The organism is Bifidobacterium sp. ESL0822 (genome assembly GCF_052606675.1).
Genome location: NZ_CP199596.1, coordinates 274,254 through 296,341, shown reverse-complemented (window position 1 = coordinate 296,341; position 22,088 = coordinate 274,254). Strand labels below are relative to the sequence as shown.

The 22,088-nt window shown below is 58.5% G+C and carries 15 protein-coding genes and 2 pseudogenes; 10 read left to right on the top strand and 7 right to left on the bottom strand.

Translation table 11 applies throughout. The annotated features are described in order from the left end of the window. Positions 1 to 4 precede the first annotated feature (4 nt). From ACUIAF_RS01215 to ACUIAF_RS01195, 5 genes are all read right to left on the bottom strand, one after another. On the bottom strand, positions 5 to 2,659 hold the full coding sequence (locus tag ACUIAF_RS01215; RefSeq protein ID WP_445338777.1) for an ABC transporter permease: 2,655 nt from the start codon (positions 2,657 to 2,659) through the stop codon (positions 5 to 7). A 31-nt stretch (positions 2,660 to 2,690) separates the two neighbouring features. Further along, positions 2,691 to 3,575 (bottom strand): ABC transporter ATP-binding protein, encoded by an 885-nt coding sequence (locus tag ACUIAF_RS01210; protein ID WP_445338776.1) that lies wholly within the window; start codon positions 3,573 to 3,575, stop codon positions 2,691 to 2,693. Positions 3,576 to 4,018: 443 nt separating this feature from the next. Continuing rightward, positions 4,019 to 6,712: an ABC transporter permease gene (locus tag ACUIAF_RS01205; protein WP_445338775.1), complete on the bottom strand. Its 2,694-nt coding sequence runs from the start codon at positions 6,710 to 6,712 to the stop codon at positions 4,019 to 4,021. Between the two features lie 11 nt (positions 6,713 to 6,723). After that, positions 6,724 to 7,611, bottom strand: a complete 888-nt coding sequence (locus tag ACUIAF_RS01200) for an ABC transporter ATP-binding protein (RefSeq protein WP_445338774.1) — start codon at positions 7,609 to 7,611, stop codon at positions 6,724 to 6,726. Positions 7,612 to 7,803: 192 nt separating this feature from the next. Beyond that, positions 7,804 to 9,123, bottom strand: coding sequence for an O-acetylhomoserine aminocarboxypropyltransferase/cysteine synthase family protein (locus tag ACUIAF_RS01195; protein WP_445338773.1), 1,320 nt, complete (start codon positions 9,121 to 9,123; stop codon positions 7,804 to 7,806). 287 nt (positions 9,124 to 9,410) lie between these two features. Here ACUIAF_RS01195 and ACUIAF_RS01190 point away from each other — a divergent pair, with 287 nt between their 5' ends. The 6 genes from ACUIAF_RS01190 (at position 9,411) to ACUIAF_RS01165 (ending at position 16,827) form a co-directional block, all read left to right on the top strand. Continuing rightward, positions 9,411 to 10,301 (top strand): pyridoxamine kinase, encoded by an 891-nt coding sequence (locus ACUIAF_RS01190; RefSeq protein ID WP_110417332.1) that lies wholly within the window; start codon positions 9,411 to 9,413, stop codon positions 10,299 to 10,301. A gap of 270 nt (positions 10,302 to 10,571) precedes the next feature. Then, positions 10,572 to 11,195: a TetR/AcrR family transcriptional regulator gene (locus tag ACUIAF_RS01185; protein ID WP_445338772.1), complete on the top strand. Its 624-nt coding sequence runs from the start codon at positions 10,572 to 10,574 to the stop codon at positions 11,193 to 11,195. A gap of 82 nt (positions 11,196 to 11,277) precedes the next feature. Further along, a complete protein-coding gene (locus ACUIAF_RS01180) occupies positions 11,278 to 12,273 on the top strand; it encodes a DUF5692 family protein (protein ID WP_198215997.1) in 996 nt (331 codons plus the stop codon). Positions 12,274 to 13,059: 786 nt separating this feature from the next. Continuing rightward, positions 13,060 to 13,578: a YraN family protein gene (locus ACUIAF_RS01175; protein WP_052108373.1), complete on the top strand. Its 519-nt coding sequence runs from the start codon at positions 13,060 to 13,062 to the stop codon at positions 13,576 to 13,578. After that, positions 13,578 to 15,164 carry a YifB family Mg chelatase-like AAA ATPase gene (locus ACUIAF_RS01170; protein ID WP_445338771.1) on the top strand — a complete coding sequence of 529 codons (1,587 nt, stop codon included), beginning with the start codon at positions 13,578 to 13,580 and terminating at the stop codon, positions 15,162 to 15,164. Before ACUIAF_RS01175 ends, ACUIAF_RS01170 begins: the two co-directional genes overlap by 1 nt. Before the next feature lies 1 nt (position 15,165). Further along, entirely contained in the window at positions 15,166 to 16,827 is a 1,662-nt protein-coding gene (locus ACUIAF_RS01165) for a DNA-processing protein DprA (protein ID WP_445338770.1), read from the top strand. Here the strand turns inward: ACUIAF_RS01165 and ACUIAF_RS01160 are convergent. Beyond that, complete coding sequence (locus tag ACUIAF_RS01160) at positions 16,743 to 17,087, bottom strand: MGMT family protein (protein WP_445338769.1); 345 nt, start codon at positions 17,085 to 17,087, stop codon at positions 16,743 to 16,745. The two genes, ACUIAF_RS01165 and ACUIAF_RS01160, sit on opposite strands and share 85 nt — an antisense overlap. Before the next feature lie 78 nt (positions 17,088 to 17,165). Here ACUIAF_RS01160 and ACUIAF_RS01155 point away from each other — a divergent pair, with 78 nt between their 5' ends. The 4 genes and pseudogenes from ACUIAF_RS01155 to ACUIAF_RS01140 all read left to right on the top strand — a co-directional run bounded on the left by ACUIAF_RS01155 (position 17,166) and on the right by ACUIAF_RS01140 (position 21,158). Then, positions 17,166 to 19,067 carry an FAD-dependent oxidoreductase gene (locus tag ACUIAF_RS01155; protein WP_445338768.1) on the top strand — a complete coding sequence of 634 codons (1,902 nt, stop codon included), beginning with the start codon at positions 17,166 to 17,168 and terminating at the stop codon, positions 19,065 to 19,067. Positions 19,068 to 19,195: 128 nt separating this feature from the next. Beyond that, a pseudogene (locus ACUIAF_RS01150) lies at positions 19,196 to 19,522 on the top strand (2Fe-2S iron-sulfur cluster-binding protein); the annotation flags it as partial. A gap of 345 nt (positions 19,523 to 19,867) precedes the next feature. Continuing rightward, positions 19,868 to 20,407 (top strand): annotated as a pseudogene (locus ACUIAF_RS01145) (4Fe-4S dicluster domain-containing protein); the annotation flags it as partial. 73 nt (positions 20,408 to 20,480) lie between these two features. Beyond that, positions 20,481 to 21,158 carry an O-methyltransferase gene (locus ACUIAF_RS01140; RefSeq protein WP_445338767.1) on the top strand — a complete coding sequence of 226 codons (678 nt, stop codon included), beginning with the start codon at positions 20,481 to 20,483 and terminating at the stop codon, positions 21,156 to 21,158. Between the two features lie 18 nt (positions 21,159 to 21,176). Here the strand turns inward: ACUIAF_RS01140 and ACUIAF_RS01135 are convergent, their stop codons facing one another. Next, positions 21,177 to 21,944 carry an LOG family protein gene (locus tag ACUIAF_RS01135; protein WP_198205471.1) on the bottom strand — a complete coding sequence of 256 codons (768 nt, stop codon included), beginning with the start codon at positions 21,942 to 21,944 and terminating at the stop codon, positions 21,177 to 21,179. Between the last annotated feature and the right edge of the window lie 144 nt (positions 21,945 to 22,088).

The window sequence follows — 22,088 nt, the reverse complement described above, 5'->3', positions numbered from 1 at the left end:
AGCATCAATCATCACTGAGCGCCTCGATAGGTGAAACCTTGACTGCCTCCCTGGCTGGCAGCACACTGGCTGCCACCGCAGCCAGCAAGGCCACTGGCAGTATCAGCGCAAAAGTCGACCATGGCACGGTGAAGGTCACGGATCCTAAGGGCACAAAGACCTGGTAGGCTCCTATCCATCCGAAGAGCATTCCTAGAACGATTCCAGCCAGGCTGGCTCCTAGGGCTATCATGCAGGCCTCGACTCCCAAGGATCGGCGAACCTGCACGCTGCTCATGCCGATTGCCCTGAGTGTGGCAGTCTCACGACGGCGCTCCAGCACCGACATCATCAAAGTATTGGAGACCCCTATCAGGGCGATAATGACGGCAACCCCCAGCAATGCCACCATGATCGCCAACAAGGAATCGATTGTTTCACTCCATCGTTTCTTTTGCGTCAGCCCTCCGCTGATGGCCATGTCGTCATGCTCTCCAACAGCCTGACGTATGTCATCCAAGAGCAGTGCAGCATCGCGATCTCCCTGCGTCCTGATCCAGATTTCATGCGTCTTGGTGTCAATCCCGGCAACATTTTGAGAGTCCGTGATTGCATAGACGCCACTGGTATCCAGCCCGCCGAATCCAGCAAAGACCCCAGTCAGTGTTCTTCTTGCATCTGTCTCTTTTCCAAGTTCATCGTCCGTCTGAGGATCAGCTATCAACAACTTCAACTGACTTCCATCCCGGTAACCGGAATGCTTGGAAATCGTTCTGGTCGACACCAACAACGCATCAGACCTTTGCATACCTGGACCCAGATCGCCATGAAGCACACGCCTAATCCGTGGAGTATCCAAGGCATAGACAGTCATGGAATCTTGTGAGGGGCCACCTGACTCGACCTCGGCATTGAACCGCTGCACCAGCTCTGCATCAGCAACACCTTCGATACGCTCAATGGCCCGCACATTATTCTTGTTCAGCCCCTGACCGGATATTTCAATATCCAAGGAATAACGCTGATCAATATCCTTGGCCAAGGTCCGTTTAGTGGTTACCGCACCTGTAGCCAGAGTGGAAACCAAAGTTACGCCGATCAGCAGAGCAACACCTGTGGCAGCGACTCGTGAGGGATTTCGAGCGATATTCGCCACTCCGACCCTGCAAGATGGTCCAATCCGGGACACAGGTCCACCCAGGCAACGCAGAAGAGCCGGAATCCATCGACGAGCCCCTATCAGCGCACCCAGAAAAATCAGCAAAACACCCAATACCGCGAGACCTAGCAAGAGTTCCTGCTGATTACTGGTCTGGACTGTATCGCTAGAGTTTGTCCTGACTAGCTCTGTGACGCGCCAAGAGGACCAGATCACGAATACCAAGCCGCTGGCTGCCAGCAGGATGCTGATCAGCAGACCGGTCCGCTTCCTGCTGCCTGACTCCTGATGATCCACTGGTTGCAGGGCTTCAAGTGGTCTGACCCTGATAGCTGTACGAGTAGACCCAAAGGCAGCCACCAAGGTTGCCAGAACGCCGAGCACAAACGGAACCAGAAGGGCTGTAGGTGTAAGCAGAAGTTCAAGCTTCATGGTGCCCGAATGCAAACCTAGGCAACCGGCAAGGCCCATCAATCCCATAGCCAACAAGATGCCGACCAGGGAAGATATAACGCCAAGGAGCAGGGCCTGCTGCAACACGCCTGCCCTGATCTGCCATCGATCAGCACCAATAACCCTCAGCAGGGCCAGATGCCTGCGCTGTCTGGCCACCATGATCTGGAAAGTGTTGGCAATCACCAAGGCAGCCACCACCATGGCCAGCACACCGAAAGTCATGAGGAAGACGGTCATGAAGTTCACACCATTGCCGGTCTGCTCACTAAGCAGCCTGTCCTCCATGGCACGACGGTCCTCTAACCGGTATCCATCAGGAACGTATCGCCTGATATTTTGCAGAGTGTTCTGGAGTTCCTTGCCCTGGCCATCAACCTGCAGATAGATGTTTCCCACAGGAAGGGACTCCGGTCCAACCATTCCTGCCATACTCAGCAAACGTTCAATCCGAGAACCCGTCAGCACCACAGCTCCGCCGAAATCGTCGTACTTTCCTCCATGGCTCTTGCTGATGCCTGAGATGGTCAAGTCCACAGTGCCTTGGTTAACAAGGCGTTCTTTACTTGAAGAATCCTGAGCACTATCGCTATCACTACCTGGCAGCATCGCCGAGGACAGATGCAGGCGCACCTTATCACCCAGAACAGCCTGGAGCCTGTTGGCGACGGAATGCGGCAGCACAACCTGATCGTCTGAATCAGGCCATTGCCCCCGATCCAGATCGATAGGCATAAGCTCCTGCCTGGCACCCACAATGGCCAGAATCCCCTTGCTGGACTGACCGTTTGCTTCCGTATCCACCATAAGGTCGACATCAGGGCGCAAACCACTAACACCGCGCAGTTTCGACAGCCCTTTGCCATTGAATTCGTCGAGCAGAATCGGCTTGTCCTGATCCCTTCTGGAGGTCACAGCATAGTTGGCTTGACCTGCATCCATACTGATTTCGCGACGCATGGAGGCATTCGCCACGTTGCCAAAAAGGAGCGTCAAGCACATAAAGATGGTGCCGATCACGATGGCCAGACCAGCCGGCATCATCATACGTGCATCGCGCTTCATCATCGTACGAGTTATCCGCCACACAATGCACCCCTTAGTCCTGGGACTGGGAATCGCCAGCAGTGCCGGCCGAGACTTGTTCAGCCAGAAGATCGTTCATGGCTTTCACTGTCGGATCTTTTCGGTCCGAAACAATCCGTCCGTCGGCAAAGACAAGCGCGCGATCTGCGTAGGATGCGGCATAGGCATCATGAGTGACCATGATAACGGTCTGATTCAGCTCGCGCACGGAATCACGCAGGAACTTCAGAACACCAGTGCTGGCGGCCAGGTCCAGGTTACCCGTCGGTTCGTCCGCAAAGACCAGACCGGGTTTGGTTATCAGCGCTCTGGCGATGGCGACCCGTTGCTGCTGCCCCCCGGATAATTCACCGGGAAGATGGTCCAGCCTCTCCGACAAACCGAGGGTCTCTACCAGTTGCTCCATCCACGAGCTGTCAGGCCGAACGCCGTCCAGTACCAGCGGCATGAGGATATTCTGTTTGGCAGTGAACATAGGCAACAGGTTGAAGCTCTGGAAGATAAATCCCAGATGCCTCCGCCTGATCAGAGTCAGCTGACGGTCGTCCAGTCGTGTCAGGTCAACTCGGCCGGCCTGATCAATCGATGGATGGTGACGATCTCCGCTCTTCGAATGCAGAAGATCAGCGGCCATATAGACATGGCCAGAGGTGACAGCATCCAGACCAGCCAGAACGTGCATAAGTGTTGATTTGCCCGAACCTGAAGGGCCCATGATGGCAGTGAACCGGCCTTGATCGAAATTCACGTCAATTCCGCGCAGGGCATGGACGACGTTCGAACCTTGCCCGTAATCCTTGGTCAGCTGTCTGGCACTGACGGCCGGCGATCCCTCGACGCCTGGACCTGCTCTGTCGATTAACCCTTGTGAAGACGAAGTATCCGCTTTGTTCTGCATGGTGCTCCTATCCGCGAGGAAGCCTTTCTCCCGTCAGCTTCTGACCCTATCCGGCTATCGGCTGCAGCGATATGCTCCCTAGGAGCGATGAAGATAATCATCCTTACGGATGAGTGCACTGAAGAACTCTTCCTGTTAGGCTGGCACCATCCAAATCAACGCGGGCGGCGGGGATGGACTATGTGGAGATGAAGCAAATCATGTTCAGCACAAAAGACAATGAGCCTAAAGACATGGATCCATCAGACCAGAGGATTGAAACACTTGCCTCAATCCCCTTAATCGACTACGAGAATAACGAGGTCCCCGCGATCAAGCCGGCGCGCTTCCAAGCAGCCTCAAGGAAAATATCGTCTTGCAGAATAAGTCATTCATTCCCGGCGCCAACCAAGGTGCGCCTGGGTGAAGGTCGGCTGGCTCTGATGCGATCTGACTGCTTGTCGTCATTCCTCTGCTAGAGCCACGACCGGCGGAGTCCGGTTGACGCGCCTTGCAGGCAGGACGCTTGCCAGAATCGCCGCTACGAACGCCACCAGCAGAATCACCAGGCCAATGGACCAAGGAATCGGGAAAGCCACCGTACCCAGAGAAGAGAAGATCTCATAGGCTGCAGCCCAGCCGAAGAGCAGGCCCAAGACCATGCCAGACAAGGACGACCCCAGGGCTATCAGCCCTGACTCCACAGCCAGGGAACGTCTGATCTGCTTGCGGGTCATCCCGATGGCACGCAGGGTGGCGGACTCCCGCCGACGTTCCAACACCGACAGGGAAAGCGTGTTGGCCACGCCAATCAGGGCGATGGCCACCGCAACCACAAGCAGGCCCAGGATAATCATGAGCAGGTTGTCGACGGTCCGATCCCACTGCTGCTTTTCAGCCAACCCACCCTTCACGGAAACAGCCGAATACCCGGAAAGCGCACTCTTCACCTTGTCCATAAACGTCGAGACTGTTGGCGAGCCATCAACCTTGGCCCAGATCTGCACGGTCTGAGGCTGAACGCCATTCAGCAAGGATGAATCGGTCATGCCATATAAATTGCTGGCATCAATCCCCTGGTAGGGCGCATAGATGCTGGTTACGAAGAGTCTTTGAGCCACCGACGTGGATCCGCCATGAGCGTCGCCTTGAATCGGGCTGAGAATATTGAGCCCAAGATTCCCGCCGTTGTGAAAATCCTTCTGTTTGTCCATGAGGCTTTCTGGAAGCAGCAGGGCATCTTGTCCGGAAAGATCCTTGCCGACATTGGCATTCAGGAGACGATCGATCTTGTGTGGATCCAGAGCGAAAATAGTCATTCCCGCACCGTTCTCGCCACCTGATTTGACCATGGCGGCATATTGGGGCACCAGCTCGGCCTGCGCAACCCCGTCGATTCGACGAATGGCGTTCAGAGCCTCGGCATCCAAGCCATCAGCGCTGATCTGCAGATCGACCGAGTAGTGCTCATCCAGCATGTCGGCCATGGTCTGTTTGGCGCTGGCGGCGCCTGTGCTCAGAGTGGCAACCAGTGTCACACCAATCAAGAGGGCGGTACCCGTAGCCGCCACACGGGAGCGGTTCCGAGCGATGTTGGCCACAGCGATTGTGGACGAGGGCCCGATTCGAGAAACCAGGGACCCGACTCCCCTGAGCATGAAAGGAATCCAACGATTGGCACTGAAAAGGATGCCCAGGAAGGCCAGGACAATGCCGATGACAGCCATAGCAGCAACAATGTTCGGCCCATCTCCGGATGGCTTGCTGGCCTTGTCTGCCGTGACATTGAGCCTGACCTGCCAGAGGGACCAGACCGTCATGGCGACGCCCAGCAGAATCATGGCCACGCTGACAAACAGACGTATCCTGCTCGTCCGCTTGTTCTCCAGAAGATCGGCAGGCCTCAACGCCTCCAAAGGACTGACCCTGGTGGCGGCCCAAGAGGAGCCAAGAGAGGCCAGGACCGTGACGACGATGCCGAAAACGAGAGGCACCAGGATAACCGCCGGAGTCAGCTTCAATTGGAAGTAGAGGGAACTTGTATGAGCCTTGGCTGCACCCAGAATGGCCATGATGCCGATGGCGGCGCCGACCCCGATAAGGGATGCCACAGCGCCCAGGATGATGGAACGCATCAGAACGCTGGCCCTGACCTGGCTCTTATTGGCGCCTATCGTCCTCAGAAGGGCCAGGTAGCGACGTTGCCGAGCGACCATGACCTGGAAGGTGTTGGCAATGACTGTAGCAGCCACAAACATGGCCAGGGTGCCAAAGACCAGAAGGAAGGTGGTGACGGGGTTTTGGGAACCGCCGAGCGCGGTCTTGACCAGTCGGTCCTCCATAGTGTGACGGTCCTCAAGGGAATAGCCGGAAGGCATGAGCTTGCGCAGAGAGGCCAGACTCCCATCAAGGTCGCTGCCCTGCCCGCCAACATTCAGATAAACGTTCTGGGCATACAGGTTACCTATGCCACCAAGACCTGCTGTAGCCATAAAGACATCTATGGTCCTGGGGGTCAGCACTATTGCGCCGCCCGACTCGCCAAATTCGCCGCCCTCGTTGCCCTGATTCGAGCTGACGCCCGACAAGGTCAAAGGCTTCGATATGAACCTGCCCGCCACCTGGTCAGCGCTGGCCTGCCCTTTCGGCCCAAGGTCCTCGGCGACATACAGCATGTTGGGCGACAGGTTCAGATTCACCTTGTCGCCCAAGGAGAGCTTGAGCCTGGACACAGTCGGCCCGGGTAGGACCACTTGGTCATCGGCGCTGGGCCAGGATCCCTTGGCAAGACCGACCGGCATCAGTGATGAATCCGCCATAGGAACGGCAATCACGCTCTCGCTTTTGATCGTGCCGGCGCGGACATCCGCCATGAGCTGCGTGTCTGATCTGACTGCGTGAACGCCTGGGACCTTTGCCAGCTCCTCGGTTTTGAAGTCCTTCACCCTTTTCTGGTCAGGATGGCTCCCTTCCGCGGGGATGATGGCGTAATTGGCCTGGGCAGCATCGGATGAGACCATCCACCGCATGGAAACGTCCATGGTGTTGCCGAAGAGGAAGGTCATGGCAATAAACAGTGTTCCGACAACAATGGCGATGCCGGCGGGAACCATCATGCCCAGGTCATGCCGCATCATTTTTCTGGCAACGAACCACACAAGCATTCCCCTCAGCGATGAGCAGCCGAGCCAGCTATGGCTGCGGATCCCAAGACCTCCTCGGAGAGCAAGGCGTTCATGGAATCCACAGTGGGTCTGTCCTGGTCGGCCACGATGCGCCCATCCGCAAATACCAGAGCCCGGTCGGCAAAGGAGGCCGCAAAAACATCATGCGTGACCATAATGATGGTCTGCCCCAGCTCGCGGACCGAATCCCGCAGGAAGCTGAGCACCTCGGTCGAGGAGGCTGTGTCCAGGTTTCCCGTGGGCTCGTCTGCAAAGACGATGGAAGGTTTGGTGATGAGTGCCCTGGCAATGGCCACGCGCTGCTGTTGACCGCCAGAAAGCTCGCTGGGTCGGTGGCTCAGCCTCTCCTCCAAGCCCAGGGTCTTGGCCAGAACATCCAACCAGGCTGTGTCCGGCTTGGCCCCATCCAGGATCAGAGGCATGAGGATGTTCTGCTTGGCCGTAAACATGGGCAGGAGGTTAAAGCTCTGGAAAATGAAGCCCAGACTCTGGCGCCTCAAAAGAGTCAGCTGATTGTCGTTGAGCTTGGTCAGGTCGACCACTCCCCTCCGCCCTCCATGACGGCTGGTCCGCCTGCCCTTCACCCCGGCAGCATCGGCGTTCAGGTAGACGTGTCCGGAGGTAACGGTGTCCAAGCCGGCCAAGGTATGCATGAGAGTGGACTTGCCCGACCCGGAGGGACCCATGATGACCGTGAACCTGCCCCGCTCGAATTCGACGTCGACCCCCCGCAGGGCATGGACCAGGTTCTCCCCACTGCCATAGTCCTTGGTCAGTCCCTTGGCCTTGATGGCCACCTGAGCTATCTGCCTCGGTTTCCCCGCACCGGACGACGAATCAGAAGACGCCCTCGTCTTTGCTCCATGTTTCATGCCCCCATCTTACCCACCAGAACATTTCCGCCTGACCAGTCAGGTACTGTCTGCCACTGGAGAAGGAAGGGAAGGCATATACAAAAGTGCCCATCGAAACGTAATGAGGTTTCGACAGGCACCTTCTGTTTTCTCGCCTTCTCGGTCGTATATCACGCATATACGTGACCAGGAAGGAAGTATGATTGCCGGTTACTTGGCCAGACCGGACTCCTTCAATGCCTGGAAGGCACCCTTGAGGTCATCCAGAATGTCCTCGATGTTCTCCGTGCCGATGGAGAGCCTGATGGTACCGGGATGGATGGCCTGATCCTCCAGCTCCTCCGGTGTCTCCTGGGAGTGGGTGGTCGATGCTGGATGGATGGCCAGGGACTTCACATCAGCCACGTTGGCCAGCAGGGAGAACAGATGCAGGTTGTTGATGAAGACCCTGGCCGCATCCTTGCCGCCCTTCAGATCGAAGGTGAAGATGGACCCGGCGCCGTTGGGGAAGTAGCGCTTGTAGAGCTCGTGGTCGGGGCGGCCCTCGATGGCCGGGTGGCTGACCGACTCCACCTCCGGCACGGTCTGCAGATAATCCACCACCTTCAGGGCGTTCTCAACGTGGCGCTCAACCCTCAGCGAGAGCGTCTCGGTCCCCTGCAGGAGGAGGAAGGCTGCAAAGGGCGAGATGACGGCGCCGGTGTCGCGCAGGAGGATGGCGCGAATGCGGGTGACGAAGGCCGCAGCCCCCAGATCCTGGTAGAAGCGCAGACCGTGGTAGCTGGGGTCGGGTTCGGTCAAGGTGGGGAACTTGCCGGGCACTGCCGCCCAGTCGAACTGTCCGCCTTCCACGACGACCCCGCCCAGGGTGGTGCCATGGCCGCCGATGAACTTGGTGGCCGATTCCACGACGATGTCAGCTCCGTGCTCCAGCGGCCGGAACAGGTAAGGAGTGGCGAAGGTGTTGTCGACGATCACCGGCAGGTTGTGGTCATGGGCGATCTTGGAGATGGCCTCGAAGTCGGGCAGGTCGGCGTTGGGGTTGCCGAAGGTCTCGAAGAAGACCAGCTTGGTGTTCTTCTGGATGGCCGATTCGAAGTTGGACGGGTCCGAAGGGTCCACGAAGGTGGTCTCTACACCATCGCGGGGAAGGGTGTGCTTGAGCAGGTTGAAGGTGCCGCCATAGATGTTCTTGGAGGACACGATATGGTCCCCGGTCTGGGTGATGTTCCGGAAGGCATACTCCACGGCTGCCGCTCCCGAGGCCACGGCCAAACCGGCGGTACCGTTCTCCAGGGCGGCGATCCTGTCCTCGAAGACCCCCTGGGTGGAGTTGGTCAGACGGCCGTAGATGTTGCCCGGGTCCTTCAGCGCGAACCGGGCCTCGGCGTGGTCGAAGTCATGGAAGACGTAGCTGGTGGTGGCGTAGATGGGCACGGCCCGGGAATCAGTGGCGGGGTCGGCCTGCTCCTGACCCACGTGGAGCTGAAGCGTCTCGAAATGGTACTTGTGCGGGTTCTGGTCGGTCATGTCGATTCCTATCTGTTTCTGATGAATGAAGTACCCGTGGGAGGTTCATCCTTGTCTGAGTTCTTGACTGTGACCATAAGCGGCCCAAGCCCACCAGTTCAAGCCAGAAAGGACTTTTCGGTATCGTCCTTTTTTATAACAGCTTCCAAAAGGTTGAAAGCGGGCCTTTTTCATCTCGGTATTCCACACGCGGCGGTGCCCGTTTAACCCCTCCGCTGTAGAGTCGAGTAAGCAACGGAGAAGGCTCCGCTGCGAACAGCCTCAGCAGGCATGAAGGAGTTCGAAAGATGGCCGGACAGACGGACGATCAGAACAGGCTCTACCAACGCGACAGCAAGTACATACCCCGAGTCGCCGCCGTGCATGACATGTGCGGGTATGGCAAGTGCTCGCTGACGGCCGCCATCCCCATCCTTTCGGCAGCCGGATGTGACGTCTGCCCGGTGCCCACAGCCCTGTTCAGCGCGCACACCATGTTCAAGGACTACACCTTCCACGACACCACCGAGATGCTGCCGGGATACCTGGATGCCTGGCAGAAGGAGGGCGTCGAGCTGGACGGGATCTACAGCGGGTTCCTGGGCAGCGCCGAGCAGGTCGACATCATCCAGCGCATGTATCGGGAATACCCCAAGGCTCTGCGGCTGGTCGACCCGGTCATGGGCGACGGCGGATCCATGTACCCCACCTACACCGAGGAGATGTGCCGGGCCGTGACCAATCTGGTCGATGGAGCCGACCTGCTCATGCCCAACCTGACCGAGGTCAGTCTGCTGACCGGCATCGACTACGAAGGCCAGGACCTCGACGATGCCCAGGTTGGTGAGCGTCTGGGTCGTCTGCTGGACATGGGCGCGAAAAACGTCATCATCAAGGGCATCGACCGGAAGGACGGTAAGCTGCGCAACTTCGTGGCCTCGGCAGATCACGGCGGAGTCAGCGGGCGCACCGAACTGATCCACGACAAGCTGCCCTTCATGATCCACGGAACCGGCGATGCCTTCGCCTCCAGCCTCTGCGGGGCGCTTTTTGCAGGACGAGGCCTGGCCGATGCCGCCCGGATCGCCGGCGAATTCGTCCGCTCGGCCATGCAGCATACACGCAATCAGCCTGACTATCAGCAACGCGGGGTCAGCTTCGAGCTGGACCTGGGCCTGCTGACCGGATTGGTCGGCTAAGGCGGTCGCCTGCACCTGAGGTCATGGCGTCATAAATATAAATCCATTGATCACAGGTTTCCACAGGACCCCGGAGCATTTTGCGCTTCGGGGTCTTCCTATAACCCCCGTCCTCAGCATGAGGTGAAACTCGGTATCTGCCTATAGATAGGCATCCAGACGAAATTGACACTTTGTCAAAGTCGGTTTTATACTTGAGCTGTCAATGTTGACATAGTGTCAAAGTTCAGTTCCTGGGGTCGTCAGACTCCGGAAGGACAGGAAGTAACCATGCAGGCAGCAGCTACAGAAGACAAGTCAGCTTTCGCCCCGCGACCTTCACGCAAGAGGTCCAGGAAAAGCGACGAAATCGTCCAGGCTGTGATCGATATCTGCAGGAACAAGGGATTCTCCCACATCACCATCAAGGACATCGCCAAGCAGGTGGGGATGACCAGGTCCCTCTTCTACCACTACTTCCCCGACAAGGAGACCCTGGCCCAGGCCATGGTGGACAAGTCCGTCAACCAGGTTCTGGGCCGAATGGAGGAATGGAACAGGAAGCGGACACCCGGTGATGTCAAAGGAGCTTTGGAGACCGTCGTACAGGTGGCCCGGTCGATCATCGCCGACAACAGCCCGCTCCGACAGCAGATGATCCACTCGGGCAATGGAGGGCTCTACACGCGATTCGTGGACCAGGTCTCCAAGGCCATAGCCGACTACTTCTGCCGGACGGCGGTTCAGGACTTCGCCAGGCACCACCAGGATCAACTGCCCATCGACCATGTGCGCGAAATGCTGATCGTCCTGATTTCCGGGTTCATCACCCTCCTTAGGGTGCAGCCGGACACCAGCGACGAAACCTTCATCCGCATGGCCGCCCAGACCCTCCACCTGGAGCCCTACCTGTAAGGCGACGGTGCCCTTCCCGACATCCGCTGCCAAGAACCAAACCAACGAACACCTGACACAGAACAGAAGAAAGGACATCGTCATGTTGTTCCAAGTCTACGGAGCCAATGCCCCCTACCAATGGTTGGGCTGGATTCTGGTCTTCGCATGCCTGATCGGTCTCAACGAAGTCGCCAGGCGGAGCAAGACGGGAGGCATCATCTGCTTCCTTGCCATTCCCGCCGCCCTGACCGCGTACTTCCTGACCATCTACGTCTCGGCGGCCTTCGGGGCCGATTGGGCGCTTCATAACCCGACCTACGTCCATATGACCAGCTGGTTCCACTATGCCAAGCTCTATGCCGCCACCGCCGGCTGCATCGGCTTCATGGCCCTCAAGTACGGGTGGGGCAAGATCGGCAAGTCCCACTGGTTCAAGTGCTTCCCCTTCATCATCGTCGCCATCAACATCCTGATCGCAGTGGTCTCCGACTTCGAATCCGCCTTGCGCGGATGGGGCGGAACCTGGGTGTCCACCGAGGGTATCACCCTGATGGGCGGCTGGCACAACATTTTCAATGGGGTGGCGGGCCTGATCAACATCTTCTGCATGACCGGAATCTTCGGCATCTATGCCTCCAAGGACCGTCGCGACATGCTCTGGCCCGACATGACCTGGGTCTTCATCATCTCCTACGACCTGTGGAACTTCTGCTACACCTACAACTGCCTGCCCAACCATGCCTGGTACTGCGGCCTGGCCCTCCTCCTGGCGCCCACCTTCGCCAACTTCCTCTGGAACAAGGGGGGCTGGATCCAGAACCGGGCCAACACCCTGGCCATCTGGTGCATGTTCGCTCAGGTCCTGCCCATGTTCCAGGATTACTCGGTCTTCTCAACCCAGTCGGTCAACAAGGCCGGGGTCAACCTGACGGTCTCCATCCTCTCCCTGGCCGCCAACGTGCTCGCACTGGGCTACATCCTGGTCCGTGCGCGCCGTCAGCACATCAACCCCTGGACCCGGGAGGTCTTCAAGGGCACCAGGGACTTCGACCAGGCCATTGCCCGTGCCGACATGAATGTGGTCACCGCGGCCTGATTCCTTCAACCGGTCCATTAGGCGCTAACCGGGTGTGACGTGGTTTCCAAGGGGCCGCGTCACACCCGTCTAATTCGCTTCAATCAGAGCATCTTTATCGACCAGAAATCCGATCGCTATCTAACCAGTTAGCCATATTGGCCATAAGCGATTCAGCAACAGGGGCAGGAAGGTGCTTCTCAGGAATCCACCGGTTGCACCTCCTGATCTCCGTCAATTCTCTTTAATGCCTGGTTCCCTCATCCAGGTGCAGGACAACAGCGGAAACCGTCACCGGCTCTTTTGGCATGTTCGCTGAGTCCTTTGCTTATTGCACTGCTTCCCTCGTTTGCTCGCTTTTCATCGGGCTGCTCGTTTCTGCTTCCTTGGTTTCTGCTTTCTCTCATTTCTATTTTCCATCATTTCTATTTTCATCTCTGTTTCAATATTTTTCTTTTTTGTCTCCACCTCCCTTACTGATACAAGGTCGGCATCGGAAATTCACTCGTTCGTCCACCTTCTTGCTATCACAGGCTCGTTCGACCACATGCCTGGTTCGACTAGTCACCGACTTCCTTCCAGTGGTCTCCTGGAAACATGGACACACAAGCACTGACCAGACCAACCAATCACCACACAGTCATCAATGACGTGAACGAGAGAACTGATGCCGAGGCTATAATTGCAGACCCATCGATCGCACAGCCCATAAGCGCTCTGCCCGATTTCAAAGAATCCGCTGATGATCCAGAAAACGTGCAATCTTGGACAAATGAATCAGATACGAGCAACCATGAATCTATCGGCATGGAGCTGGCAGATATTGAACGACAAATCAGGGCCGGTGACATCAACAGCCGAGAGCTCGGACGATTGGGTGAGGACTACGCCTGCCAGTGGTTGCGGCAACGGAACTGGAAAATCCTAGCCAGAAATTGGAGAAGCCGGTTCGGCGAGCTGGACATCATCGCCCTGGATCCCGAGTCAATTCTGGTATTCGTAGAGGTCAAGACCAGACGCACCGGTCGGTTCGGATCCCCGGAACAGGCTGTCGGCCCGCGCAAGCAGACCCATCTGCGTCGCGCAGCAGTCCAATGGCTGATCAGCCACGACCGAGATCCCGGCGCACGACATCGTGGCACCCGTTTCGATGTCATCAGCCTGTCAGTCAAGTCCGACCCTGACAGCCACATGCATTGCGAGGGCGCCTATCCCCTCGCTTCCTATCAGACTTCCACCCAGGCTGTCAATGGCTCCAACCGTTCAAGCAGAGGCGGTTGGAATCCGGGATCAGTCTTTCTCAGACACACCAGGGAGGCCTTCTGATGCGTCTTGGATCTGCTGAATCCGTGGGATTGATAGGTCTCAAGGCCTTTCTCATCCACGTGCAGTCCTTCATCTCCCCAGGGCTGCCTTACTTCTCCATCATCGGCCTGCCGGATGCCTCCTTGTCGGAGTCACGCGAACGGGTCAAATCCGCCTGCTCAGCCTGTGGATTCCGGTGGCCGCAGACCAGGGTCACCGTCAACATGTCTCCTGCTTCAAAACCCAAGCATGGCTCCTCACACGATCTGGCCATTGCGACCAGTGTTCTGGAAGCCGGCGGAGCATTGCCGACGGAAGGCCTGGATCATACGATCATCCTGGGCGAACTCAACCTGGACGGCACGATTCTGCCCATCAATGGTCTGCTGCCTATCCTGATGCAGGCCAGAGCCCAGGGAATCACACGGGCTTTCGTCCCTGCAGACAACCTTGACGAGGCCCGTCTGGTTCCAGATATCGAGGTCGTGGGACTATGTCACCTGGGTCAGCTTATCCAGGCCTTGGGCGGGCGAAGCAGGATTGCCGTCCCCAAAGCAGACAGCCACAAGAACACCGACAAGTCAACGGCCATAGCGGGTGTGCACCCCAGTAACCCGGGTCATGAAGACTACTCCTCCGCCAATTCCGACCCATCTCCGCCCAAGCCGGACATGGCTGATGTAATCGGCCAAGAGGAGACCAAGTGGGCCATGATGGTGGCAGCAGCCGGCGGTCATCACATGCTCATGGTCGGTCCTCCAGGAGCCGGCAAAAGCATGCTGGCAGCACGGCTTCCCGGCATCATGCCCGCCCTGGATGCTGTTCAACAGCTGGAAGTGGCCTCCATCCGATCCCTCTGCGGCACGCTCAGCCAGTATGGCATCACCGATGTGCCACCCTTCGAGGCCCCACATCATACGATCTCCATGGCTGCAATGGTCGGGGGCGGCGCCGGACTGGCCACCCCTGGTGCCATCACCCGTGCCCATCGCGGGGTCCTCTTTATGGACGAGGCTCCGGAATTTTCTCCAAGGGTGATCCAATCCCTGCGCGAACCACTGGAGATCGGGCGTATCTTTCTGTCCCGGGCCAAGGGCAACACCACTTTCCCGGCTCGTTTCCAGCTGGTCATGGCTGCCAACCCCTGCCCCTGCGGATACGGATACGGCACCGGCGAGCGATGCACCTGCACAGCCCGCGAGCGCCTCCGTTACTGGAACAGGCTGTCGGGACCCATCATGGACCGCATCGACATCCAGACCACAGTCCCGCCGGTGACCGACCCGGGATTCGATGACCACCGTCCACGCCAGCGCAGCGCTCAGATCCGCAAGCGTGTGACCCGCGCCCGCCAGACGGCAAAAGAGCGTTTTCGCAAGGAAGGTTGGATCTGCAACGCCCAGATCAGTGGCGAATGGCTGCGCCGGAACACATCAGCCAAGGCACGTTCGGTCGTGGATCAGGCCTTGCGCAGGCAACGGATCAGTCTGCGCGGTGCAGACCGGACCATGCGCCTGGCTTGGACTCTGGCAGACCTGGACGGGCGGACCAGCCCCGACGCCGACGATGTGACTACCGGCCTCCTACTCAGGACAAGGGCCGTCTAAGATGACCGGACCTTTGATGAAGACCATGCCCGACGGCCAGCCGCGACCGATGACCATGGTCGAAAGCGACTGGCTTGCCAGAACCGTGCTAACTCTGGCGGCAGATGGCCCCGATGCTTTTATGGTTGCCTGTCTTCTGGGCTCGGCCCGAGCGGCCGACTTGTGCCGAAACCTGATTGAACTTAAAGCACCGAACACGTCGGAGAATGACGGCCCTCATGATGCAGCTCGCAAGAGACTGGATGAACGCTTTCTGAAGGGAACGGCTCGGTGGGGACGGCAAACGAGCCCTGAAGACCTCATCCGGTTCCACAAGATCAGAAACTCCTGGCGAAGACGCCTGACACCCTTACTGGCCATGGACACCGACCAGGTGCGGACCATGATGACCGGCGGAGGCCGATTCTGGGTGATGACCCCAGGCGATCCGTGTTGGCCAGGCCAAGTAGATGACCTGGCACGCCGCTCTGATTGGGCTCCTCCCCTCTGCCTGTGGGGACAAGGCAATCCTGGATCATTGACCAGCTGTGATCGTCCCTTGGCCGTGGTCGGGTCAAGAACATGTGACGAGTATGGCCGATCCATCGCTCATCAAATAGCCAGACAGGCTGCCGGCGAAGGCCACCTGGTCGTCTCCGGCGGGGCCATGGGTACGGATGCCGCCGCCCACTGGGGAGCCCTTGCCGCTGGTGGCGGACGTACGGTCGCCGTTTTTGCCGGAGGCTTGCTTCATATGGGTCCCAAACGCAACAGCCGTCTGTTCGAGAACATTGAGGCAGATGGCGGCGCACTGATCAGCGAGCTGCCGCCCGCCACAATCCCCGAGGCGCGTCGGTTCCTACTACGAAACCGGATCATCGCCGCTCTTGCCTCTACCATCGTAGTGGCGCAGGCACGGCACCGATCCGGTGCTCTGAACACAGCCAACTGGGGCGTGGAATTGGGTCGCCGAGTGCTGGCTGCTCCTGGTAGAATCGACCAGCCGGAAAACACCGGCTGCAACCGACTCATCCATGAGGGGAAAGCGGAGCTGCTCCTGTCGGCATCCGATATCCGAGACATCTGCCACCCTGCCCATGGACCACTTCACCCCGGCAGGTCCGTCCGTCAAGAAGCCTCCACTTCAGTCAATACCGCCGAATCACGTGATAATCAAATGAACAGGCAGAGCAGGCAAAGCACACCGACGATTGACTCCAATCATCCGACGCAAACCATCCACGACGGTCAACTGCACTCAACTGTGCTCAAACAATCCCGGACCGATAGAGACGGACCTCCAACCCACTCTCAGCACAGAGAGGATTCTTCAATTCCGCCATCAGATTTAGCGACTGACAATGAATGCAAAAAAGCGGATGACGAGCGCCTGACCAAGGATGAGGCAACAGTTCTGGCAACGGTCCGCAACTGTCAGCGTCGGAACGGTCCGCCCATGACGGGCCGGCTTCGCGCTGAACTGGCTGAGCAGGGACGTGGGCTCTCCGTCAGGCATTTGATGCAACTGCTGGGATCCCTGGAGATTCGTGGCCTGATCAAGCTGCAGGACGGATGCGTCGTGGCTGAGCACCCGAAGAGTCAGGCCTGCCAGCGACAACAATCCAAATCCACTACCCAGCCGTCGGCGCCAGCCGGATCATCGCCACGGGGAGGAACAAAATGAACACCCTCATCCTCCAGCAGCCGACGCTGACGTTCAGGACCGCCAAAGGCGAATCCCGGGGCCAGAGAACCATCACGGAAGACCACACGATGACAGGGAATCACCCCAGGTTCAGGATTGTCATGAAGCGCATAACCTACGAACCTGGCGTTGTGCGGATGCCCAGTCAGGGAGGCGACCTGGCCATAGGTGGCCACCTTGCCGCGAGGAATCCGCCTGACGACCTGATAAACCTGCTGGGAGAAGGAAAGCTCGGTCATGAAATCCATTCTGCCCGCCCAAGCAGACATGGACTTGACGGGACGCCACTATCAACGGGTCGTGACAGTATCAATGGTATGAATCCGCAGAAGGTCAAGAACCGCTATGATGCCGTCATCGTCGGAGCCGGAGCGGCCGGGCTGTCAACGGCTCTGGGACTGTATAGAGCTTTAGAGGACACAGAGAGCAGGAGAAGCTTAACTCCAAAGGTCCTCGTCGTCTCCAAGCTACAGCCTCTGCGATCCCACACCGGCTCAGCAGAGGGCGGTATCGCGGCCAGTCTGGGCAATCAGGAAAAGGACGACTGGCATTGGCACTACTACGACACCATCAAGGGCAGCGACTGGCTGGCTGACCAGGACGCCGTGCGGATTCTGGCCGAGCAGGCCCCGGGCATCGTCATCGAACTGGAACATGACGGCGTGGCCTTCTCAAGAACTGAAGACGGTCACATCGCCCAGAGGAAGTTCGGAGGCCATACTGCGGATTATGGTGGCCATCCAGTCAGGAGAGCAGCCTATGCAGCCGACCGTATCGGCCACCAGATTTTGCACGCCCTTTGGCAGCAGTGTCTGCGTCAGGGAGTCGAGTTCGCTGAGGAATGGTATGTGACTGATCTGGTCGTTGACCCGCCCGCTGACGACGAATCCGGCGGCCATGCCCGAGGACTGATCGTCCTGGACACCCATGCCGGCAAGCTGCAGACCATCCAAGCCGACAATATCGTCCTGTGCACGGGCGGGGCCGGCCGACTCTTCCATACGACCTCCAACTCCTGGGATCTGACCGGTGACGGCATGGCGCTCGCCCTGCAGGCCGGCCTGCAGTTGGAGGATGTGGAGTTCATCCAATTTCACCCCACCGGCCTGGGCCACACTGGCATCCTCCTTTCGGAGGCCTCCCGGGCAGAAGGTGGCGTGCTCAAGAACAGTCAGGGACGAGCCTTCATGCAGGACTACGCGCCGGGGCACGGCGACCTTGCCGCCAGGGATGTGGTCAGCCGTTCCATCATGGCCGAGATTGATGCAGGTCACGGAGTGGCCGATCCATCGGACCCTGACGGACCTCATGATTGCGTCTGGCTGGACATGACCGGCATTGACGGCCAGCGCATGACTGCTCTGCTCCCCCAGGTCACCGAAACCATCCATCGCTACGCCCATCTGGATCCAACTGTGGATATGGTTCCGGTCAAACCCACCGCCCACTACACCATGGGAGGCATCCCCATCACCGATCGGGGCCGCGTCTATCGTTGGCGGGATGGCCGCCGTCGAATCGTCGACGGACTGTACGCTGCTGGGGAGTGCTCCTGTGTCAGCGTTCATGGAGCCAACCGGCTGGGCGGCAACTCACTGCTGGATGCCTGCCTCTTTGGCGCCAGAACCGGACAGACCATCGCCGCCGCCATGGCAAATTCCGAAAAGCCAAACGACATGACCGACGCACCTTCACTCACGCAGGTCCTGCAAAAACGTCAGGCCTTCCTGGATGAGTTGCTGTCTAAAGCAAGTAAAACCGACCCCTCGGAACCAGCATTGGCTGACGAGCAAGACGAAGAATCCAAGCCCGATGACGATGCCAACCTGAACAATCCTTATGCGCTGATGGATCGACTGGGACGGCTGATGGAGGAGGCCGTTGCCGTCCGATGCGATCAGGGCAGCATCGAAAAGGGTTTGCGCGGCCTGGATCAACTGGATGACGACGCCAGACAGCTACGTGCGCACAGCGGTACAGCAGTATTCAACCAGGAGGTGACCGCCATCATGGAGGTGGACAACCTGCTGACCCTGGCCCGGGCTGTGCTGAACGCCAGCCTGCGGCGTCAGGAATCCCGCGGTGCTCTGTACCGGAGCGATTATCCGCAGCGCGATGACGAACACTATCTGGCTCACACCATGATCGATGCCAAGGAAGACGTCTCCTGGCAGCCTGTTCATATCGTCGACATGCCTCCCAAGGGCCGCAACTATTGATGGACACTGAGCCCAATCTGTCCAGTCAGGCACATACTCGACACCTATCCTGATCAGTCAGGGATTAGGATGGAGTCCGCGCACATCAATGGGCATCGGGCCATATCCCGGCAAGGACAGGAGCAACCGTGACATCACAGTCCACCGGCTTAGACGGATTCAAGGAATCCGCACCGGACCGCGATCCTCGTCCGGTGACCTTCCGAATAGCCCGGTTTACCCCACGACCTCAATCAGAGCGTCCGGCACGAACCAACCCATTCGCAAAAAGCAACCCTTTCGCCGCAACGAGCAACCGACGGGCCCGAGGCCGTCGTTGGACGCAGGAGTATACGATCCGCATTGCCCCTCAATGCACCGTTCTGGATGCCCTTCTGCAGATCAAGCGAGAGGTGGATTCCACACTGAACTTCCGGTACTCCTGTGGACATGGCATGTGCGGGTCGGATGCCGTACTCATCAACGGCCGCCCGGATTTGCTCTGCACAGCCACCATCGCCGACTGCCTGTCTGCGTCCAAGACCATGCCGAACGCATACACCTCACCCGGTGTAGCCACTGGAAGCCTACAGGCTCAACAGCCTCCTGCCTTCCGTCACACTCGTGCAGCGACACCCCAAAAGGCCGTATCCCCGTCGTCATCGCATTCGGATTCGGTCTCTGACACAACAGCCACAGATTTCTCGGCCACAGATCCTATGGAAACTGCAACCGCTACAAAAGCTACAGACCTTACAGATCCACCACACCCGACTAAAACATCAGGCCATGCAGAATCTTCAGCAGTGGAGATTCGCCCGCTCCCCGGCTTCACCCCGCTCAGAGACCTGATAGTGGACACCGATGCCATGTTTGAGCAGATTCGACGCTTCAAGCCTTATCTGCTCCATGATGATTACTCTCCTGATAGCAACCAAAATCACACCGTATCCGGTCAGCAGCAATCCCATGATTCCGCCCAGGATCCGTTAGCCAAAGCAGCGAGCCAAGCAGCCCAATCAAAAGCGGCCGATACACAACCATCGTCGGAATACCGGCAAACCCCGGAGGAACTGTCCCGGTATGAACTGCTCAGCACCTGTATCGCCTGTGGGCTCTGCCAGGGCGCCTGTCCTATTTATGCGGGCGGTGAGGCCTTCGCCGGTCCAGCAGCCATGATTGCAGCGGCTCGATTCATCAACGATTCCCGCGACAGCCATCGGCAGGAACGTCTTGAGGCCATTGACCAGGTGGACGGAATCCAGGCATGCCAGTCCATACGGGCCTGCACCCGACCCTGCCCCAGAGGCATCGACGTGGGTGAAGAGATGTGGAAGCTGGTCGAAGCCGTCAAGGAGTAGTCAGACTCATGCATACACAGGGCGGCATGAACTGGCGACAGGCTTGTGCCCTCTAGTCGTTACCATGGTTAGCATGGACAAAACCTCGTACAACAACATCGCCAGAGGATGGGAATTCGCCGAGGCGAGCGCTCTGAATGTCGAATCCGACAAGTTGCAGACCTTGCGAAACAAGGCTTCGGAGGCCGGATTCGCCCAATGTTCCCGGTCTCAAGGCGCCTTCCTGCAGTTCTTGGCTGGCCGGAACACTCCGGCATCCATCATTCTGGTCGGCAACGGCTCCGTGGTCGAAGCCCTGCGCCTGATGACAGGCCTGCATGGTCATGGCCAGTTCACCGCCGTCGACTCCACAGCCCAAGGCACTTCTCTGGTCAAAAAAATATTCGCGGGAATGGAGAAAGCCCACCCCGGCATGAGGCTGCGGGCGGTCAACGCGGCTGCCCGAACCTACTTTCCCAGGCTCAACCCCAGCGACTACGACCTTATCGTCGTCTCAGGCAATGGGGACAACTACCAACAGGTTATGGACCAGGCCCCGCGCCTGCTCAAGGACCGGGGACAGCTGATCTTTACCGATGCCTTCGATCTGCTGGACGAGCCTGACAAGGGCGGCGTGCTCAACCCGGCCAATAGATCCGAGAAAACGACCACCTTACGCACCATCATGGAAGACATAAGCAAAGACAATGCCTGGGAATCCTGCCTGCTGCCCATCGGCACGGGCATGATCATGGCCACCCGCGCCCACTGACCGCCGCTCATCTATTATTCAGGCACGGTGACGCAGGATAGCCTGGACAGCCTCTTCGGGATCATCAGTGCGGATGACCAGATCGGGGTCCAGATCAGAGATCATGCCCCGCTGCCTCACCGTGTCTGAGATCCAATCGAAGAGCCCCTGCCAGTAGGCCCTATCGAAGAGGACGATGGGCATGCTGGGTGCCTTATGGGTTTGGACCAGGGTCAGCACCTCGAACATCTCGTCCAGGGTGCCGAACCCACCGGGGCAGACGATGATGCCCGAGGAGTATTTCATGAACATCATCTTGCGCACGAAGAAGTAGCGGAAGGTGATGCCCAGATTCACCCAGCGGTTCAGTCCCTGCTCCATGGGCAATTCGATGCCCAGGCCGACGGACTTGCCACCGACCTCAGCGGCGCCCTTGTTGGCCGCCTCCATGATACCAGGCCCTCCCCCGGTAATGACTGCCATACCGGCCTTGGCCAAGTCGCCGCCCATCTTGCGAGCAGCAGTATAGTTGGGATCCTCCCTGCCGGTCCGTGCCGAACCGAAGATGGCGGCTGCCGGCCCCAGCTCCGCCAATGCACCGAACCCGTCGACGAACTCAGCCTGGATGCGCAGCACCCGCCAGGGATCCATATGCAGCCAGTCCGTGTCACCGCCCGATGAGAGCAAACCAGCATTGGCGTCCGCCTCAGGAATCATGGGCCCGCGCATGATTACCGGACCGCTGTGGTAGGTCCTGCCCAGGTCCGGGCCTTCGTCGTCATTGTGATTGTCAACCATATCCGCCATGTACGCATTCCTTCATCGGGCCCCAATCCGAAGGACCCGCTCGATCCTGTTCCGGCTCTCATGATAGCGGCCCCCGCCGCCCGGCTGGCGGCAAGGTCTGATTCATATCAGGAGAAATAACAGCAGGCGCTGAGGGTAGCGTGG